Origin of the sequence: Marinovum algicola, from assembly GCF_900109145.1 — a bacterium.
Taxonomy (GTDB): Bacteria; Pseudomonadota; Alphaproteobacteria; order Rhodobacterales; family Rhodobacteraceae; genus Marinovum; species Marinovum algicola.
In genome coordinates, this window is the sequence record NZ_FNYY01000012.1 from 97,766 (window position 1) to 112,319 (window position 14,554).

Here is a 14,554-nt window from a genome sequence, read left to right on the forward strand (position 1 = left end):
GACGCGGCCGCTTCACGATTGGCGAAGGGTGGGGGCGCTCCCCACCGCCGGCTCAGCTGTCGTAATCGATCGCGTGGCGCAGCTGCTTTTCGTATTCCAGCGCCTTGCCGGTGCCAAGCGCCACGCAGTTCAGGCTCTCGTCGGCAATCGACACCGCCAGCCCGGTCTGCTCGCGCAGCGCCAGGTCAAGATCGCCCAGCAGCGCGCCGCCACCGGTCAGCATCACGCCACGGTCGACGATGTCGGCAGCCAGATCCGGCGGCGTGGTCTCGAGCGCGGTCATCACCGCCTCGCAGATCGCCTGCACCGGCTCGGAAAGCGCCTCGGCCACCTGGGCCTGGGTCACTTCGGTTTCCTTCGGCACGCCGTTCAGCAGGTCGCGTCCGCGCACCTGCATGCTGGCGCCGCGCCCGTCGTCGGGCATCCGCGCGGTGCCGATCGAGGTCTTGATGCGTTCGGCGGTGCTCTCGCCCACTAGGATATTCTGTTGCCGGCGCAGATAGTTGACGATGGCTTCGTCCATCCGGTCGCCGCCGACGCGGACCGAGCGGGCATAGACGATGTCGCCCAGCGACAGCACCGCAACTTCGGTTGTGCCGCCGCCGATATCGACCACCATGTTGCCGGTGGGATCGGTGATCGGCATGCCGGCACCGATGGCCGCCGCGATCGGTTCGGCGATCAGCCCGGCCTTGCGTGCGCCCGCCGAGAGCACTGACTGGCGAATGGCGCGTTTTTCCACCGGGGTGGCGCCGTGGGGCACGCAGACGATGATCTTGGGCTTTGAGAAGGTCGAGCGCTTGTGCACCTTGCGAATGAAATGCTTGATCATCTCTTCGGCGGTGTCGAAATCGGCGATCACCCCTTCGCGCATCGGGCGGATCGCCTCGATGCTGCCCGGCGTGCGGCCCAGCATCAGCTTGGCATCCTCGCCCACCGCCAACACCTTCTTGACGCCGTCCTTGACGTGATAGGCCACCACCGAGGGTTCGGACAGGATCACGCCCTTGCCTTTGACATAGACCAGCGTATTGGCCGTGCCGAGGTCGATGGCCATATCGGCGGAGAACATACCAGTCAGGTCGGACAGTGAAAACATTCAGGATGCGCCCTTCGCTTGGTGCTGCAAGTCGGAGTCTGCCATAAATATGGGCCGCGACTCTGCACCAGAGCCCGGCCACGGGCACTTATACGGAGCCGCGCAACCGGACGAAAGAGGGGGGGGCGGACAAATCAGCACGTTTCCGCCGCATGAGACCCACAATAAACGGTGTGATGCGCTCATCTGCCCGGGCCCCGCCACGGGCGCGGCCGGCCGGCCGGCGGCGCCTTCGGGCGAAGCGCATGAGAAGATTGCGCTTTTCGGCCAGAGGTTGATCTGGGCGCTTCGCCGGCCATTTGACCGACGCGGGCGGCACCGGCGGTGATGCCGAATGCGGGTCTCGGGCGCGCCAGCGCCGCGACGTCCCGGGGGCCGCCCGTATCGCCCCGCCCCGCCGGTGGCGAATGTCGCTTTCATTGCTTCACTGGTCGGGCTGGTTTTGCAGCGGCCCGGCGCGGGGCGTTATCCACGGGTCAAAGCCCTCTGGAGTGAGCCCGCTATGAAGACCCATGTAAAAGCGCTTGTCGTCGGCGGTGGTGCCGTCGGCACCTCGATTGCCTATCACCTCGCGCGTGCCGGGTGGCAGGATGTGATGCTGCTCGAACGTGACGAGCTGACCTCGGGGTCCACCTGGCATGCCGCCGGGCTTCTGCCGCTTTTCAACATGGGATATGCGACAAGCCATATCCACGATTATTCGGTCAAGTTCTACAAGACGCTCGAGGAAGAGACCGGGCTCAACGCCGGTTTCTATGTGGTCGGCAACCTGCGCATGGCGCAGAGCCGCGCGCGGATGGACGAATTCGAGCTCTATGCCTCGACCGCCGAGACCGTGGGCATTCCCTACGAATGGATGAGCCCCGACCAGATCCGCGAACGCTGGCCGCTGGTGCGCACCGAGGATTTGCAGGGCGCGCTCTATCATCCGACCGACGGCTACATCAATCCGGCCGATGTCACCCAGGCGATGGCCAAGGGCGCCCGCCAGCGCGGCGTGGTGGTCGAGCGGCGCTGGCAGGTCGACGGCTATCACTGGACCGGCGCGGAGTGGCAGGTCACGGTGACGAAGATGGTCGAGAAAGGCGGCAACCTGGTGCCGTCGGACGAGCAGCAGGTCATCTCCGCCGAACATGTCGTCACCGCCACCGGCAACCATGCGCAGCGCACCGCGCGGCTTCTGGGGCTGAAGATCCCGGCGATCCCGGTCGAACACCAGTACATCGTCACCGAGCCCGACCCGGCGCTGGCGGAATGGCGTGCCGCCGGCAACGCCGAACACCCGGTACTGCGCGATGCCGATGCCAAATGGTACGTGCGCGAAGAGCGCAAGGGCTGGATCCTCGGCCCCTATGAGCGCAATGCGCCGGCGCGTTTCCTCTACGATGTGCCGGAGTCGTTCCGCGCCGATCTCTTCCCGCTCGATCTCGACCGGATCGAAGAGGAATACATGAGCATGATCCACCGCATTCCGTCGTCGGAAACGGTGGGGCTGAAAGACGACTACAACGGCCCGATCTGCTACACCCCTGACGGCAACCCGCTGGTCGGCCCGGCGCCGGGGCTGCGCAACATGTGGCTGGCCGAGGGCTTCAGTTTCGGCATCACCGCCGCCGGTGGCACCGGGTATTACCTGGCGCAGATGATGGTCGAGGGCGAGGCCGAGATCGACATGGCGGCGCTCGACCCCAAGCGCTACGGCCGTTGGATGACGACGGAATACGCCGCGCGCAAGAACGAGGAATGTTACGAGCACGTCTACATCCTGCACCACCCGGATGAGGAGCGCGAGGCCTGCCGGCCGCTGCGCACCGCGCCCTGCTATGACCGGATGAAGGCGCGGGGCGCGCAGTTCGGCTGCGTCAACGGCTTCGAGCGTCCGAACTACTTCGGCCCGCTGGACGCGCCCGAGAGCTTTGACCACGACGCGCGCAGCTTCCGCCGCGGCGGCTGGTGGCAATATGCGGTCGACGAGGCAAAGGCGGTGCGTGAGGGCGTCGGCCTGATCGATGCCTCGGCCTTCACCAAGCACTGGGTGTCGGGCAAGGGGGCGACCGAGTTTCTCGACTGGTTCACCACCAACAAGCTGCCCAAGGTCGGCCGCATCAACCTGACCTATGCGCTGACCGAGGCGGGCACGACGCGCACCGAATACACCATCGTGCGGCGCGAGGAGAACGGCTATTACCTGGTCTCGGCCGGGGCGCTGACCGAGTATGACGGCGATTACCTGCGCAAATCCGCCGAGGATTTCATGGAACGCACCGGCAAGCTGGTGCTGGTGCATGACGTGACGACGCAATGGGGTGTTTTCGCGGTGGCGGGGCCAAAGGCGCGGGCCCTGCTGCGCGACGTGATCAAGGATGCGGAACCTGACACGGCGCTTTCGAACAAGCGCTTCCCCTGGCTGTCGGCGCGCGAAATCGAGCTCGGCATGTGCCCGGTGATGGCGATCCGCGTGGCCTATACCGGCGAGCTGGGCTGGGAGCTGCACCACCCGATCGAGATGCAGAATTATCTTTTCGACCTGCTGGAAAAGGCCGGCGCGGCGCATGGGCTCAAGCTGGTGGGCGCGCGCGCGCAGAACTGGTTGCGGCAGGAGAAAAGCTATCGTGCCTTCGGCACCGAGCTGGGCCGCGACGCGACGCCGCTGGAGGCCGATCTGCCACGATTTGTCGATCAGGAGAAGGAATTCCGCGGCAAGGCGGCGATGCAGGCGCTGGGCGTCCGGTCGAAGTGCTGCACGCTCCTGATCGACGGGCCGGAGGACGCCGATCCCTGGGGCCGTGAGGCGCTTTATCTTGACGGTGAAAAAATCGGCCGGCTGACCTCGGGCGGCTATTCGGTGGCCTTCGGCAAATCGATCGGCATGGGATATGTGCGGCCCGATCTGGCGGCGGAGGGCACGCGGCTCAAGGTGCGGATGCAGGGACAGCTCTGGGATGCGGTGGTGACCTGCGACGCGCCCTATGACCCGAAGAACGAGACGATCCGCAAGGACGGGTGATCCGGGCGGGGCCGGTGGCGCGCTGCGAGTCAGGCACGGGGTTCGCGCTCCGGGCCTGACCCGGGGTCTGTCGGCCGCGGCGGACGGCGAGGCCCCGGCGCGCGGGGCGGCGGATCAAGCCGTGGCGGGATACGCGCAGCCCGGGCTTGACCGGGGGCCGTCGCGGCGCCTCAGCCGGCGTTCTGTTGCAGGCGTTCGGCGTAGGCGCGGAGCTCTTCGGCCTCGTGGCGGGCGTCGCGCAGGCCTTCCATCGCGGCGGACAACTCGGCCTCTGTCTGGGCCAGCTGGTTGGTCAGCTCGGCCTCGCGCTGCTGAAGGTAGGTGATTGCCTGATCGCGGGTCTCTTCGGCCTCGTGCAGCTCCTGGCTCATCCGCTCGAGCTCGCCGACGTCGGATTTCGACACCGCGGTGAACCGGTGCAGCAGCCAGTTTGCGAACCATCCCAGGCAGAAGGCCACAAACAGGATGATCGCCGTCGCGATGACAAATTCGGTCCTACTCATCCGCAGCGTCCTCCGTGCCAGAAGCGCCGTCTTCTTCTACGGAATCGTCAGGGCTTTCAAGCTCGGATTCGGCTGTCTCGTCATTCTCGGGCAGCAGAAGGCGGAATTCGATCCGGCGGTTGGCTTCGCGCCCCGCTTCGGTGTCGTTGCTCTCGATCGGCTGGGTCTCGCCATAGCCCTTGGCCCGGAAGGTCGAGGTCAGCACCCGGCGGTTGCGCAGTTCGGTCAGGATCGCATTGGCGCGGGACTGGCTGAGATCGAGGTTCATGCTCTCGCGGCCCTGGCTGTCGGTGTGGCCGGCGATCTCGAGATCGATCTGGTCGCAGCCCGATAGCACTTCGGCAATATCGTCGAGGATGTCCTTGCCGGCGGCGTCGAGCGTGTCCGACCCTGGCTCGAAGCTCAGCTTGCGGTCGCCGAGGACAGTCTGAATGCGGCCCAGGCATTCCTCGGGGGTGGGCAGCGCGGCCTGCGGGTCGAGCGCCTCGGCATATTCGACCTCGATGGTGAATTCGGCGCCGTCGCCCAGCTTCTCGGCCATCAGCGCCGCCATCGCGGCGCTGGCCGACTGGTCGCCGGTCCGGCCAGCGATGTGCATGTCGTCGGGGGTGACGGTGACCGCGCCATTGGCAAGGTAGGACAGCGCCTCGATCGCCGCCAGTACCCGCACCGGCCAGCCGCCGGGCAGGGTATCGTCGACCCGGGCGGTGGTGCGCACCGCGGCGCTGGCAAAGGCCGCCTTGGCATAGCTCTCGGCGGTCTGCCGGGTCATTTCGCTCGACACCCGGCCGCGCAGGTGCACCTGGCCCTCGGGGCTCAGGGTGGCGACGAATTCCGGCGGGCCATCGTCGTTGGCCTCCGGGGTTTCCGGCAGAACGGCGGTCAGGTCGAAGACCGGCGGCAGGTCGTTTTCCAGCGTGCCCACGGTCTGATCGAAAAGCGCCTGATCGGTGCCCTCGGGCACGATCATCGAAATCTCGGCGTCGGTCATCGTCACGGTGCCGCCGCCCAGCGCGTCGAGCGCCGCGATCGACAGTTCCGCGGCCTCGGCCCAGCGCTTGGTCGGCACGCCCAGCCCGATCCGGCATTCGGTGTCGGGCGCCATGCCCTGCGCCGCCTCGGCGGCCTGAAGGATGCGCGCCCGCGCCTCGTCGGTATCGGCCGAACAGGCGTCGAAGCGGCCGGCACCTTCCTCGATCACGTAGCGCAGGGTGAAGGGGGTGATCACCGGTCGCGGCGCCGAGATCGCCAGTTGCACACGCACATCCTCGGGCGCGAGCTTGAGCAGCGCGGCCTCGGTCTTGACGCGCTCGTCTTCGCTGTCGGTCATGGCGGTGACAAGCACCTGCGTCGGCTCGACCGAGATCTTCGAGCGCGGCAGGCGGGTCAGCGCCTCGAGCGCAAAGCGCATGGCGTCGTCCCAGCCCGGCGGCACCTGGTGTTCGGCGGTCTCCATCAGGTCCGAGACATTCTCTTGGCCGACGATCTTGCCCATTCGGGTGACCATGGCGTCATGCTTGTCGCCCTTGGGCACCAGCCCGATGAGCGAGACGCCGGAATCGTTGCGTAGGATCTCGACCGAGAATTTCGGCGGCGCGAGGTCCTGGGTGTCGACCACGTCCATCTGATCGATCACCCTTGCGGCATCGACCACCTGGCCGGCGTTCGACAGGGCGCGAAACCGGTCGGCCTCGGTCGGCGCGGTGCCGAAGAGAAAGACCTGAAGGCCGGTGGCATCGACCGAGGCCCAGCTCAGCCCGGCGATCTGGAATTGTTCGGTGACGGCCTGTTCCGAGGCGTCTTCCACCAGGGTGACGGCAGAACCGGCAGCGACGACCGACAGAACCGCCGCAAGGGCGAAGGAAGAGGCGGGCAGCACATAAGTCGAAAGGCGCATTCGGCGGGTCCGGGCTGTGAACGGTTGCGTTGGGATACGCCGGTCGCCGGGCGGTTTCAATCACGCCAGAAGCGCGGCGGCGAAAAACAGCACAGGCAGCAGCCCGGCGTTGCGGTTCGAGCGGAACAGCATCAGCAGCCGGTCCATGTCGTCCATCTTGAGCATGCGCATCTGCCAGACCATGTGCCAGCCAAAGGCCCAAGGCCCGCCAAGCGCGATCACCAGCGCCAGGATCATCGCTTTCGGCACCGCCAGGATGATTGCCAGCCCCATCAGGCTGACGCTGGCCACCAGAAAGCGGCCGAGCCATTTCGGCGTCGCATCGCCGAACAGCCGGGCGGTGGATTTCACCCCGATCAGCGCGTCGTCCTCCTTGTCCTGGTGGGCATAGATCGTGTCATAGAACAGCGTCCAGGCCATGCCCGCGAAGTAGAGCACGACGGCCGGCCATTCCAGACGCCCGGTATGTGCCGTCCAGGCCAGCAGCGCGCCCCAGTTGAAGGCGAAGCCGAGAAAGATTTGAGGCCACCAGGTAAAGCGCTTGGCAAAGGGATAGATCGCCACCGGCAGCAGCGCGGCAACGCCCAGCAGGATGGCGGCGGCGTTGAAGGTCAGCAGGATGGCAAAGGCCACAAGCGCCTGCGCCGCCATCCAGAGCAGCGCGCCGGTGACGCTGACCTGCCCCGAGGGGATCGGCCGGCTGGCGGTGCGCGCGACCGAGCCGTCGATGTGACGGTCGGTGATGTCATTCCAGGTGCAGCCGGCGCCGCGCATCAGGAGCGCGCCCAGCCCACAGCCGACGAAAATCCAGAGATCGTGCCAGCGCGCGGTGTCGGTGTGCAACATCGCCAGCAGCAGCCCCCACCAGCAGGGCAGCAGCAGGAGCCAGGTGCCGATCGGCCGGTCGGCGCGGCTCAGCCGCAGGTAGGGCCGGGTGGCGGCGGGTGCCAGCCGGTCGACCCAATTGCCGCGCACCGCGTCGGAAACCTGCCCGGCGGCCTGCGGGGGCTCTGGTGTCGGGCTCTGCTCTGTCATATCTGTCATCCCATGAGTGGCACGGTCAGGCTGTATGTAGATCACCCGCTGGGGCAGGGGCAAACCATTCCTCTGGAACGGGCGCAGGCGCATTACCTCTTCGGGGTGATGCGGCTGGAGGCGGGTGCCGAGCTTTTGCTGTTCAACGGTTCCGATGGCGAATGGCGCGCCGAAGTGGCGCAGGCGGGCAAACGCGGCGGCGTACTGGTCTGCCGGGTGCAGAGCAAGCCGCAGGAAGTGCCGCCCGACCTCTGGCTGATCTTTGCCCCGGTCAAGAAGGCGCGCACCGATTTCATCGTCGAAAAGGCGGTGGAACTGGGGGTGCGGCGCATCCTGCCGGTGCAGAGCGATTTCACCAATTCCGAGCGCATCCGCGCCGAAAAGCAGCGCGCCCATGCGGTGGAGGCGGCCGAGCAATGCGGCGCCACCTTCGTGCCCGAGGTGGCCGATTTGCAGAAACTTTCGGGCCTTTTGGATGGCTGGCCGGCGGGCCGGCGGCTGATGTTCTGTGACGAGGCGCAGGCGGGCGGCGCCTCGGCGCAGGCCGGGCTTGCGGCGCTGAAGGATGGCCCTGCCGGTCCCTGGGCCATCCTGATCGGCCCCGAAGGTGGCTTTTCCGAGGCCGAGCGTGCCCGGCTGCATGGCTTTGAATTCACCCATCCGGTGGCGCTCGGGCCGCGCATCCTGCGCGCCGAAACCGCGGCGGTGGCGGCGCTGACGCTGTGGCAGTCGGTGCTGGGAGACTGGCAATGATGCGGCCGGCCGGCCCCGCCGATGTTGCCGCCCTGCGCGGCTTTCTTGAGACGCATATCGAGACCTCGATGTTCCTGCTCGGCAATCTCGAGGCGCATGGCGTGGGAGGATCGGCGCATGACCATGCCACGCGGTATTTCCTCTGGCAGGAAGCCGGCGAGATCACCGGCGTGTTCGGCGTGACGCGCAGCGGATACCTGATGTGCCAGATGCCGGCCATGACGGCCGCGGCCGCGGGCGCCTTTGCCCGTGCTCTGGAGGGGACGCCGATACTTGGCATGACCGGGGCGGCCGATCAGGTGCAGCGGGTGCTCGATGTCTTTGCCCTGCCAACGTCACTGTGGCAGGTCAACGAGGTTCAGCCGCTCTACGGGCTCGACTGCGCCGGTCTGCCAGAGAGCGCCGATGCCCTGCGGCCGGCGCAGGAGGATGACAAAGCGCTGCTGGCGGAATGGTTCACCACGCTTCTCCTCGACACCGGGATGGCCGCCGGCCCCGCCGCCAGGGAGCAGGGCGCGGCCCGCGCCATGGCGGCCATCGGCAGCGAGCGCTTTGCCTTTCTGTCCGAAGCAGGCCAGCCCGTGGCGATGAGTTCGATTACCGCCCGCGCCGGCCAAGCGGTGCAGGTCGGCGGCGTCTTTGTGCCGCGGGCGCTGCGCGGACAGGGCTTGGGCGGGCGTATGGTGGCGGCGCAGCTGCGGCAATGGCGCGCCCGGGGCATCGCGCGCGCGATCCTGTTTGCCGCCTCGCCCACCGCAGCCAAGGCCTATGAGCGCATCGGCTTTCGGCGTCGGGGCGATTACCGGGTCGCCCTGCTGAAACAGGGCCACATTCTGGGTGCGGCGACATGAGCTTTGTCCGCCCCGAAGTGCGTCGGGCGCTCTGGCGCTGGCGCGAGGTGCTGGCCGGGGTCGGGCTGCTGGCGCTGGGGCTCTGGTGGGGCTTCGGGGCCATCGGCTGGATGATCAACGGGCTGGGCTATGTGCTCACCGCCATGGCCGGCGCGCTGGTGGTGCTGGGCCTGCAACGGGGGCGGTTCCGCGACGGCGCGGACGGGCCGGGCGTGGTGCAGATCGTCGAAGGCCGGGTAGCCTATTTCGGCCCACTCACCGGCGGCGCGGTGGACATGGCCGACCTTTCGCGCCTCAGCCTCGACCGGCGGATGCATCCGGCGCATTGGATCCTCGCCCAGCCGGGCCACGACCCGCTTCACATTCCCGTCACCGCCAAGGGCGCGGACCAGCTGTTTGACGCCTTCACCAGCCTGCCCGGCCTGCGTACCGAGTACATGCTGCGCGAACTCGGCAGCGATACGTCGCGCGAAGTCGTGATCTGGCAGCGCCGGCAGATCGCCCCCGCCCTGCATTGACAGCCGGGGAATTTCCGCCCATCCCTTGCACACCCTTGAAGGCCACGATCGGAGCTGCGCCCATGTCCATTCCTCAATCCGGCGGCGGTGTGATCGAACGCCACGAGCAACTGGCGGAGTACCTCGCAGCGGGTTGCAAGCCCAAGGAAAACTGGCGCATCGGCACCGAGCACGAGAAGTTCGGCTATTGCAAGGACACGCTGAAGCCCTTGCCCTATGAGGGCGCGCGCTCGATCGAGGCGGTGCTCTCGGGGCTGCGCGACCGGCATGGCTGGGCACCGGTAACCGAGGGCGGCAAGCTGATCGGGCTGGAAAAGGACGGCGCCAACGTCAGCCTGGAGCCCGGCGGCGCGCTGGAGCTTTCGGGCGCGCCGATGGAGACCATTCACCAGACCTGCGACGAGGTGAATGTGCACCTGCGCGAGGTCAAGGACATCGCCGACGAGATCGGCGTCGGCTTTATCGGCCTTGGCGCCGCGCCGGAGTGGCAGCACGACCAGATGCCGCTGATGCCCAAGGGCCGTTACAAGCTGATGGATGCCTATATGGGCAAGGTCGGCACCATGGGCCGGGCGATGATGCGGCGGACCTGCACGGTGCAGGTCAACCTCGATTTCGGCTCAGAGGCCGACATGGTGCAGAAGATGCGGGTGGCGATCGCGCTGCAACCGGTGGCCACCGCGCTCTTTGCCAATTCGCCGTTCTTCGAGGGGCGGAAAAACGGCCATAAATCCTGGCGCTCGCGCATTTGGCGCGATCTGGACGATGCCCGCACCGGCATGGTGCCCTTTGTCTTTGATGACGGCTTCGGCTTCGAGCGCTGGGTGCAATATGCGCTCGATGTGCCGATGTATTTTGTCTACCGCGATGGCGAATACATCGACGCGCTGGGCCAGTCGTTCCGCGATTTCCTGAAAGGTGAGTTGCCGGCGCTGCCCGGGGAAAAGCCCTTGATGAGCGACTGGGCCGATCATCTGACCACGCTGTTCCCCGAGGCGCGGGTGAAGAAATTCATCGAGATGCGCGGCGCCGATGGCGGCCCGTGGCGCCGGCTCTGCGCGCTGCCGGCCTTCTGGGTCGGGCTGACCTATGATCAGGGCGCGCTGGATGCCGCCTGGGATCTGGTGAAAGACTGGGATGCCGAGACCCGCGAAGCGCTGCGGGTTGCCGCCTCGGTCGGGGGGCTGGCGGCCGAGGCCGGCGGGGTGAAGATGCACGATCTGGCGCGCGAGGTGCTGGCGATCTCCGAGGCTGGTCTGGTGGCGCGCGGGCGCGCCGGCTCGGGCGGGCTGGTGCCGGACGAGACACATTTCCTCAATGCGCTGCGCGAAAGCGTCGAGAGCGGCAAGGTGCCGGCGGATGAGCTTGTCGAGCAATTCGAGGGCGATTGGGGTGGCGATCTCTCGCGGATCTACGCGGCGCATTCGTATTGAGCAGGTCCGCGGGGCGCGAACGCAAGTGGCGGCCTGGCCCTATGCGCCCAGCAGGCCGGTGAAGCGGTCGATATCCGTCTTGCTCACCGACCAGTCGCAGACAAACCGCGCCCGCACCGCTTCGTCCTCCGGGCCGTCCAGCGAACCGAAGAGCGTGTACCTTGCCCCGGCCGCATGCAGCTTGCGGTGCAGCCCGCGTGGCAGGGTGCAGAAGATCATGTTGGCCTGAACCTCGTAAAGCAACGCTGCCTCGGAACAGCCGCGCAATCCTTCGGCCAGTCGCGCCGTATTGGCATTGGCCGCTGCCGCCATCTCGAGCCAGAGCCCGTCGTCGAGATAGGCCAGCATCTGCGCGGCAAGATAGCGGTGCTTGGAATAGAGATGCGCCCCGCGCTTGCGCCGAAGCTCGAATTCGCGGGCCTTGGCCGGGTCGAAGAGCACCACCGCCTCGGCGCCCATCAGCCCGTTCTTGGTGCCGCCAAAGCTCACCACGTCGACGCCGGCCCGCCAGGTCATCTCGGCGGGGGTACATCCCAGCGCGGCAATCGCATTGGCAAAGCGCGCGCCATCGAGATGCACCGGGTTGGCATGGCGTTTCGCCACCTCAGTCAGCGCGCGCAGCTCGTCCAGCGCATAAAGCCGGCCGTTTTCGGTCACCTGGGTCAGCGACACCGGGCCGGACTGGGCGATATGAACATCGCCGGAGCCATGATGCGTCATCGTGGCATCCAGTGCGGCGGGCGTCATCCGGTCGGCCTCGCCCACCAGGGTGAGCTTGGCGCCGCCGGTGTAGAACTCCGGCGCATTGCATTCGTCCACCTGAACATGCGCTTCGGGGGTACAGAACACGGTGTCCCAGGGTCGCGTCAGACAGGCCAGCGCCAGCGCATTGGCCGTGGTGCCGGTGGCGACGAGGTAGACGGCGGCCTCGGGCGCTTCGAAGATCTCGCGGATGCGGTCTTCGGCCTGCCGGGTCAGGTCGTCGCTGCCGTAAGAGGGCATGTGGCCGGCATTGGCCTCGGCCAGCGCCTCCATCACGCGGGGGTGGACCGGGCCGGTGTTGTCGGAGGCAAAGAACATCTCAGGTCGGCTCCTCGATGATATGGTCTTCCCAATCGTCGTCGTCGATCTCGAATTCCGGCACTGTCTTGTGCTGCATCGACACGCCGGCGGCATGGACGCTCTCGGGGGTGCCGGAAATCAGCGGGTGCCAGTCGGGCAGCGGCTTGCCTTGCCAGAGCAGGCGATAGGCGCAGGTCTTCGGCATCCAATAGGCGTGGCTGTCGATGTTCTCGGGCGTCAGCACGATGCATTCCGGCACGAACTGGTGGCGGATCTCGTATTGCGAGCAGCGGCAGCTCGCATCATCGAACAGCCGGCAGGCAACGCAGGTCAGCTCGACCTGTCCGGTGTCCTCGTCCTCGAGCTTGTTGAGGCAGCATTTGCCGCAGCCGTCGCAGAGCGCTTCCCATTCCTGCGGGGACAGCGCCTTGAGCGGCTTTTTCTCCCAGAAGCGGGGCGGCAGGCCCTTGCGGTCGATCGGATCGCTCATGTGGTGGCCAGTATCTCGCGGGCGCGGGTGCAATCGGCCTGCATCTGGGCGATAAAGGCCTCCTGGCTGGCAAAGGTTGCCTCCGGGCGGAGATAGGAGACCAGTCCGACCGAGAGATGCGCGCCGTAGAGATCGCCGGAGAAATCGAACAGGAAGGTTTCGAGGTTGGGCACCGCACCGCCGAATTGCGGCCGGACGCCCAGCGAGGCAGCGCCGCGATAGCTGCCCTTGTGCGGCCCGTCGGTGACATCGACCAGCACCGCATAGACGCCGAACGCCGGCAGGTGCAGCCCGGTCAGATCCATGTTGGCGGTGGGAAAGCCCAGCGTCCGGCCGCGCTGTTCGCCGCCCACCACCGGGCCGGCGATGCGGTGCCAATGGCCCAGCATCTCGGCCGCCAGTTCCGGCCGTCCGTCACTCAGCGCCTGGCGGATCGCGGTGGAGGAGACCTGCGCCGTGCCCTCCTGCAAGAGCGGCGCAATGGTGACGTCAAAGCCCATCTCGCGGCCGAAGCGCACCAGATCGTTGGCGGTGCCGGCGCGCTTGCGGCCAAAACAGAAATCCGCCCCCACCACCACATGCCGCAGCCCGAGCCCATCGCGCAGAACGCGGCCGCAGAACTCTTCGGGCGACAGCCCGGCCAGCGCGTGGTTGAAGTTCAGCTCATAGAGCACATCGACGCCCAGTTTTTCGAGCCGCGCGGCGCGCGCCTCGGGCGACATCAGCCGGAACGGCGGCGCATCGGGAGCGAAGAATTCGCGCGGATGCGGCTCGAAGGTGAGAATGCCCAGGGGCGCATCCGACCGGCGGGCAAGATCGATCACCGACAGGTGGCCGCGATGCACGCCATCGAAGTTGCCGATGGCAACGCTGGCGCCGCGATCGGGGGCCTGGGTGAACTGATAGTCGCGGATGATACGCATGGCGCAGGGGTAGCCTTGCGGCTTCCCGCTGACAAGAGGCGGAGTAGACCTGCCGCCCCTCGGCGTTGCGTCACATCCCGGTGCCTACGGCCGTCTATTTCTGGCGCGGGCCGCGCATCCGGTGGATGGTTTCGCGCACGCGCGCCCAGTCTCTGGCTTCGTCGGTCTTGCCGCTGGCCTCGCAGTCGCGCATTTTCTGCGACACTTCGAGGATGGCCTTGTCGCCATGGGCTGAAACAAGGCGGCTGGCGTAGTCGGTGACTTGAATGGCGTCCATGGTGGTGTCTCCCGCTGTTGCTCGGACTCACTCGGGGCGCCCACCATACCAGATTCCCGCGAAAATGCGACCGTCAGCTCCAGCTGTAATTGAAACTGATCGAGATCCTGTGGTTTTCCGAGGTGTTCATCGGCACTTCATGGCGCAGCCAGCTCTCCCAGAGCAAGACTTCGCCGACCGCGGGGGATTCGTATACAAATGTACGCAGTTCCTCGCGCGCCTGCTTGCGCCGCGGCGGGGCCGCCATCATCCGGGCCGAGCGCGGATCTTCGAGCTTGAGCGCCGAGGCGCCCTCGGGCATCGCCACATAGGTGGTTCCGGATATCACCGCATGCGGGTGCAGGTGCGATGAATGGAAGCCGCCTTCGGGCAGGATGTTGATCCAGAGATCCTCGAGCTTGAGCTGGCGTTCGTCGAGATTGAACTCCAGATCCTCGGCAAAGGCCGCGACATGGGCATCCAGCGCGCTGACCAGATCGGCAAAGATCGGAAAGCGCCAGGGCAGATCGCTGAGCGACGCATAAGAGGTGTAGCCCGGGTAATCATTGGCCTCGCACCAATCCTGGCCGGCCTCGTCATCCTCGGCAATCGAGAGACAGGAGGCTTCGAGTTGACCGGCGTCGATCCTGGGGCCCTGTTCGGCAAGGGCGGCGCGATAGAGGCGGGTGACAAAAAGAGAGCGAATATGAGCCATGCCGCCGATCTA

The 14,554-nt window shown here is 66.8% G+C and carries 14 protein-coding genes; 5 read left to right on the plus strand and 9 right to left on the minus strand.

Annotation, left to right across the window (positions count from 1 at the left end; all coding sequences use genetic code 11):
* Positions 1-52: 52 nt before the first annotated feature.
* A complete protein-coding gene (locus BMW90_RS16315; RefSeq protein WP_048529144.1) occupies positions 53-1,099 on the minus strand; it encodes a rod shape-determining protein in 1,047 nt (348 codons plus the stop codon).
* 502 nt (positions 1,100-1,601) lie between these two features.
* Between BMW90_RS16315 and BMW90_RS16320 the strand changes: the two genes are divergently transcribed.
* Positions 1,602-4,106, plus strand: coding sequence for a GcvT family protein (locus BMW90_RS16320; RefSeq protein ID WP_074837495.1), 2,505 nt, complete (start codon positions 1,602-1,604; stop codon positions 4,104-4,106).
* A gap of 170 nt (positions 4,107-4,276) precedes the next feature.
* Here the strand turns inward: BMW90_RS16320 and BMW90_RS16325 are convergent, their stop codons facing one another.
* From BMW90_RS16325 to ubiA, 3 genes are read right to left on the minus strand one after another with little or no spacing between them, the layout of a single operon-like run.
* The gene (locus tag BMW90_RS16325) at positions 4,277-4,609 is read right to left on the minus strand and encodes a hypothetical protein (protein WP_048529148.1); all 333 of its coding nucleotides are present in this window, start codon (positions 4,607-4,609) and stop codon (positions 4,277-4,279) included.
* Positions 4,602-6,506: an OmpA family protein gene (locus tag BMW90_RS16330; RefSeq protein WP_074837496.1), complete on the minus strand. Its 1,905-nt coding sequence runs from the start codon at positions 6,504-6,506 to the stop codon at positions 4,602-4,604. The genes BMW90_RS16325 and BMW90_RS16330 overlap by 8 nt, the downstream gene beginning before the upstream one ends.
* Positions 6,507-6,566: 60 nt before the next feature.
* The gene (gene ubiA / locus BMW90_RS16335) at positions 6,567-7,541 is read right to left on the minus strand and encodes a 4-hydroxybenzoate octaprenyltransferase (RefSeq protein WP_074837497.1); all 975 of its coding nucleotides are present in this window, start codon (positions 7,539-7,541) and stop codon (positions 6,567-6,569) included.
* Between the two features lie 12 nt (positions 7,542-7,553).
* Here ubiA and BMW90_RS16340 point away from each other — a divergent pair, with 12 nt between their 5' ends.
* From BMW90_RS16340 to BMW90_RS16355, 4 genes are all read left to right on the plus strand, one after another.
* The gene (locus BMW90_RS16340; protein ID WP_074837498.1) at positions 7,554-8,294 is read left to right on the plus strand and encodes a 16S rRNA (uracil(1498)-N(3))-methyltransferase; all 741 of its coding nucleotides are present in this window, start codon (positions 7,554-7,556) and stop codon (positions 8,292-8,294) included.
* The gene (locus BMW90_RS16345; protein ID WP_074837499.1) at positions 8,291-9,145 is read left to right on the plus strand and encodes a GNAT family N-acetyltransferase; all 855 of its coding nucleotides are present in this window, start codon (positions 8,291-8,293) and stop codon (positions 9,143-9,145) included. Before BMW90_RS16340 ends, BMW90_RS16345 begins: the two co-directional genes overlap by 4 nt.
* Entirely contained in the window at positions 9,142-9,663 is a 522-nt protein-coding gene (locus BMW90_RS16350; RefSeq protein WP_074837500.1) for a hypothetical protein, read from the plus strand. Before BMW90_RS16345 ends, BMW90_RS16350 begins: the two co-directional genes overlap by 4 nt.
* Positions 9,664-9,725: 62 nt before the next feature.
* A complete protein-coding gene (locus tag BMW90_RS16355; RefSeq protein ID WP_074837501.1) occupies positions 9,726-11,096 on the plus strand; it encodes a glutamate--cysteine ligase in 1,371 nt (456 codons plus the stop codon).
* A 39-nt stretch (positions 11,097-11,135) separates the two neighbouring features.
* Here BMW90_RS16355 and BMW90_RS16360 read toward each other — a convergent pair whose 3' ends face one another.
* From BMW90_RS16360 to BMW90_RS16380, 5 genes are all read right to left on the minus strand, one after another.
* Positions 11,136-12,176 carry a threonine aldolase family protein gene (locus BMW90_RS16360; RefSeq protein ID WP_074837502.1) on the minus strand — a complete coding sequence of 347 codons (1,041 nt, stop codon included), beginning with the start codon at positions 12,174-12,176 and terminating at the stop codon, positions 11,136-11,138.
* 1 nt (position 12,177) lies between these two features.
* Positions 12,178-12,648 (minus strand): YcgN family cysteine cluster protein, encoded by a 471-nt coding sequence (locus BMW90_RS16365; RefSeq protein ID WP_074837503.1) that lies wholly within the window; start codon positions 12,646-12,648, stop codon positions 12,178-12,180.
* Positions 12,645-13,571: a bifunctional riboflavin kinase/FAD synthetase gene (locus BMW90_RS16370; RefSeq protein ID WP_074837504.1), complete on the minus strand. Its 927-nt coding sequence runs from the start codon at positions 13,569-13,571 to the stop codon at positions 12,645-12,647. The genes BMW90_RS16365 and BMW90_RS16370 overlap by 4 nt, the downstream gene beginning before the upstream one ends.
* Before the next feature lie 94 nt (positions 13,572-13,665).
* Positions 13,666-13,848 carry a hypothetical protein gene (locus tag BMW90_RS16375; RefSeq protein WP_048529165.1) on the minus strand — a complete coding sequence of 61 codons (183 nt, stop codon included), beginning with the start codon at positions 13,846-13,848 and terminating at the stop codon, positions 13,666-13,668.
* Between the two features lie 73 nt (positions 13,849-13,921).
* On the minus strand, positions 13,922-14,542 hold the full coding sequence (locus tag BMW90_RS16380) for a TIGR02466 family protein (RefSeq protein ID WP_074837505.1): 621 nt from the start codon (positions 14,540-14,542) through the stop codon (positions 13,922-13,924).
* Positions 14,543-14,554 lie beyond the last annotated feature (12 nt).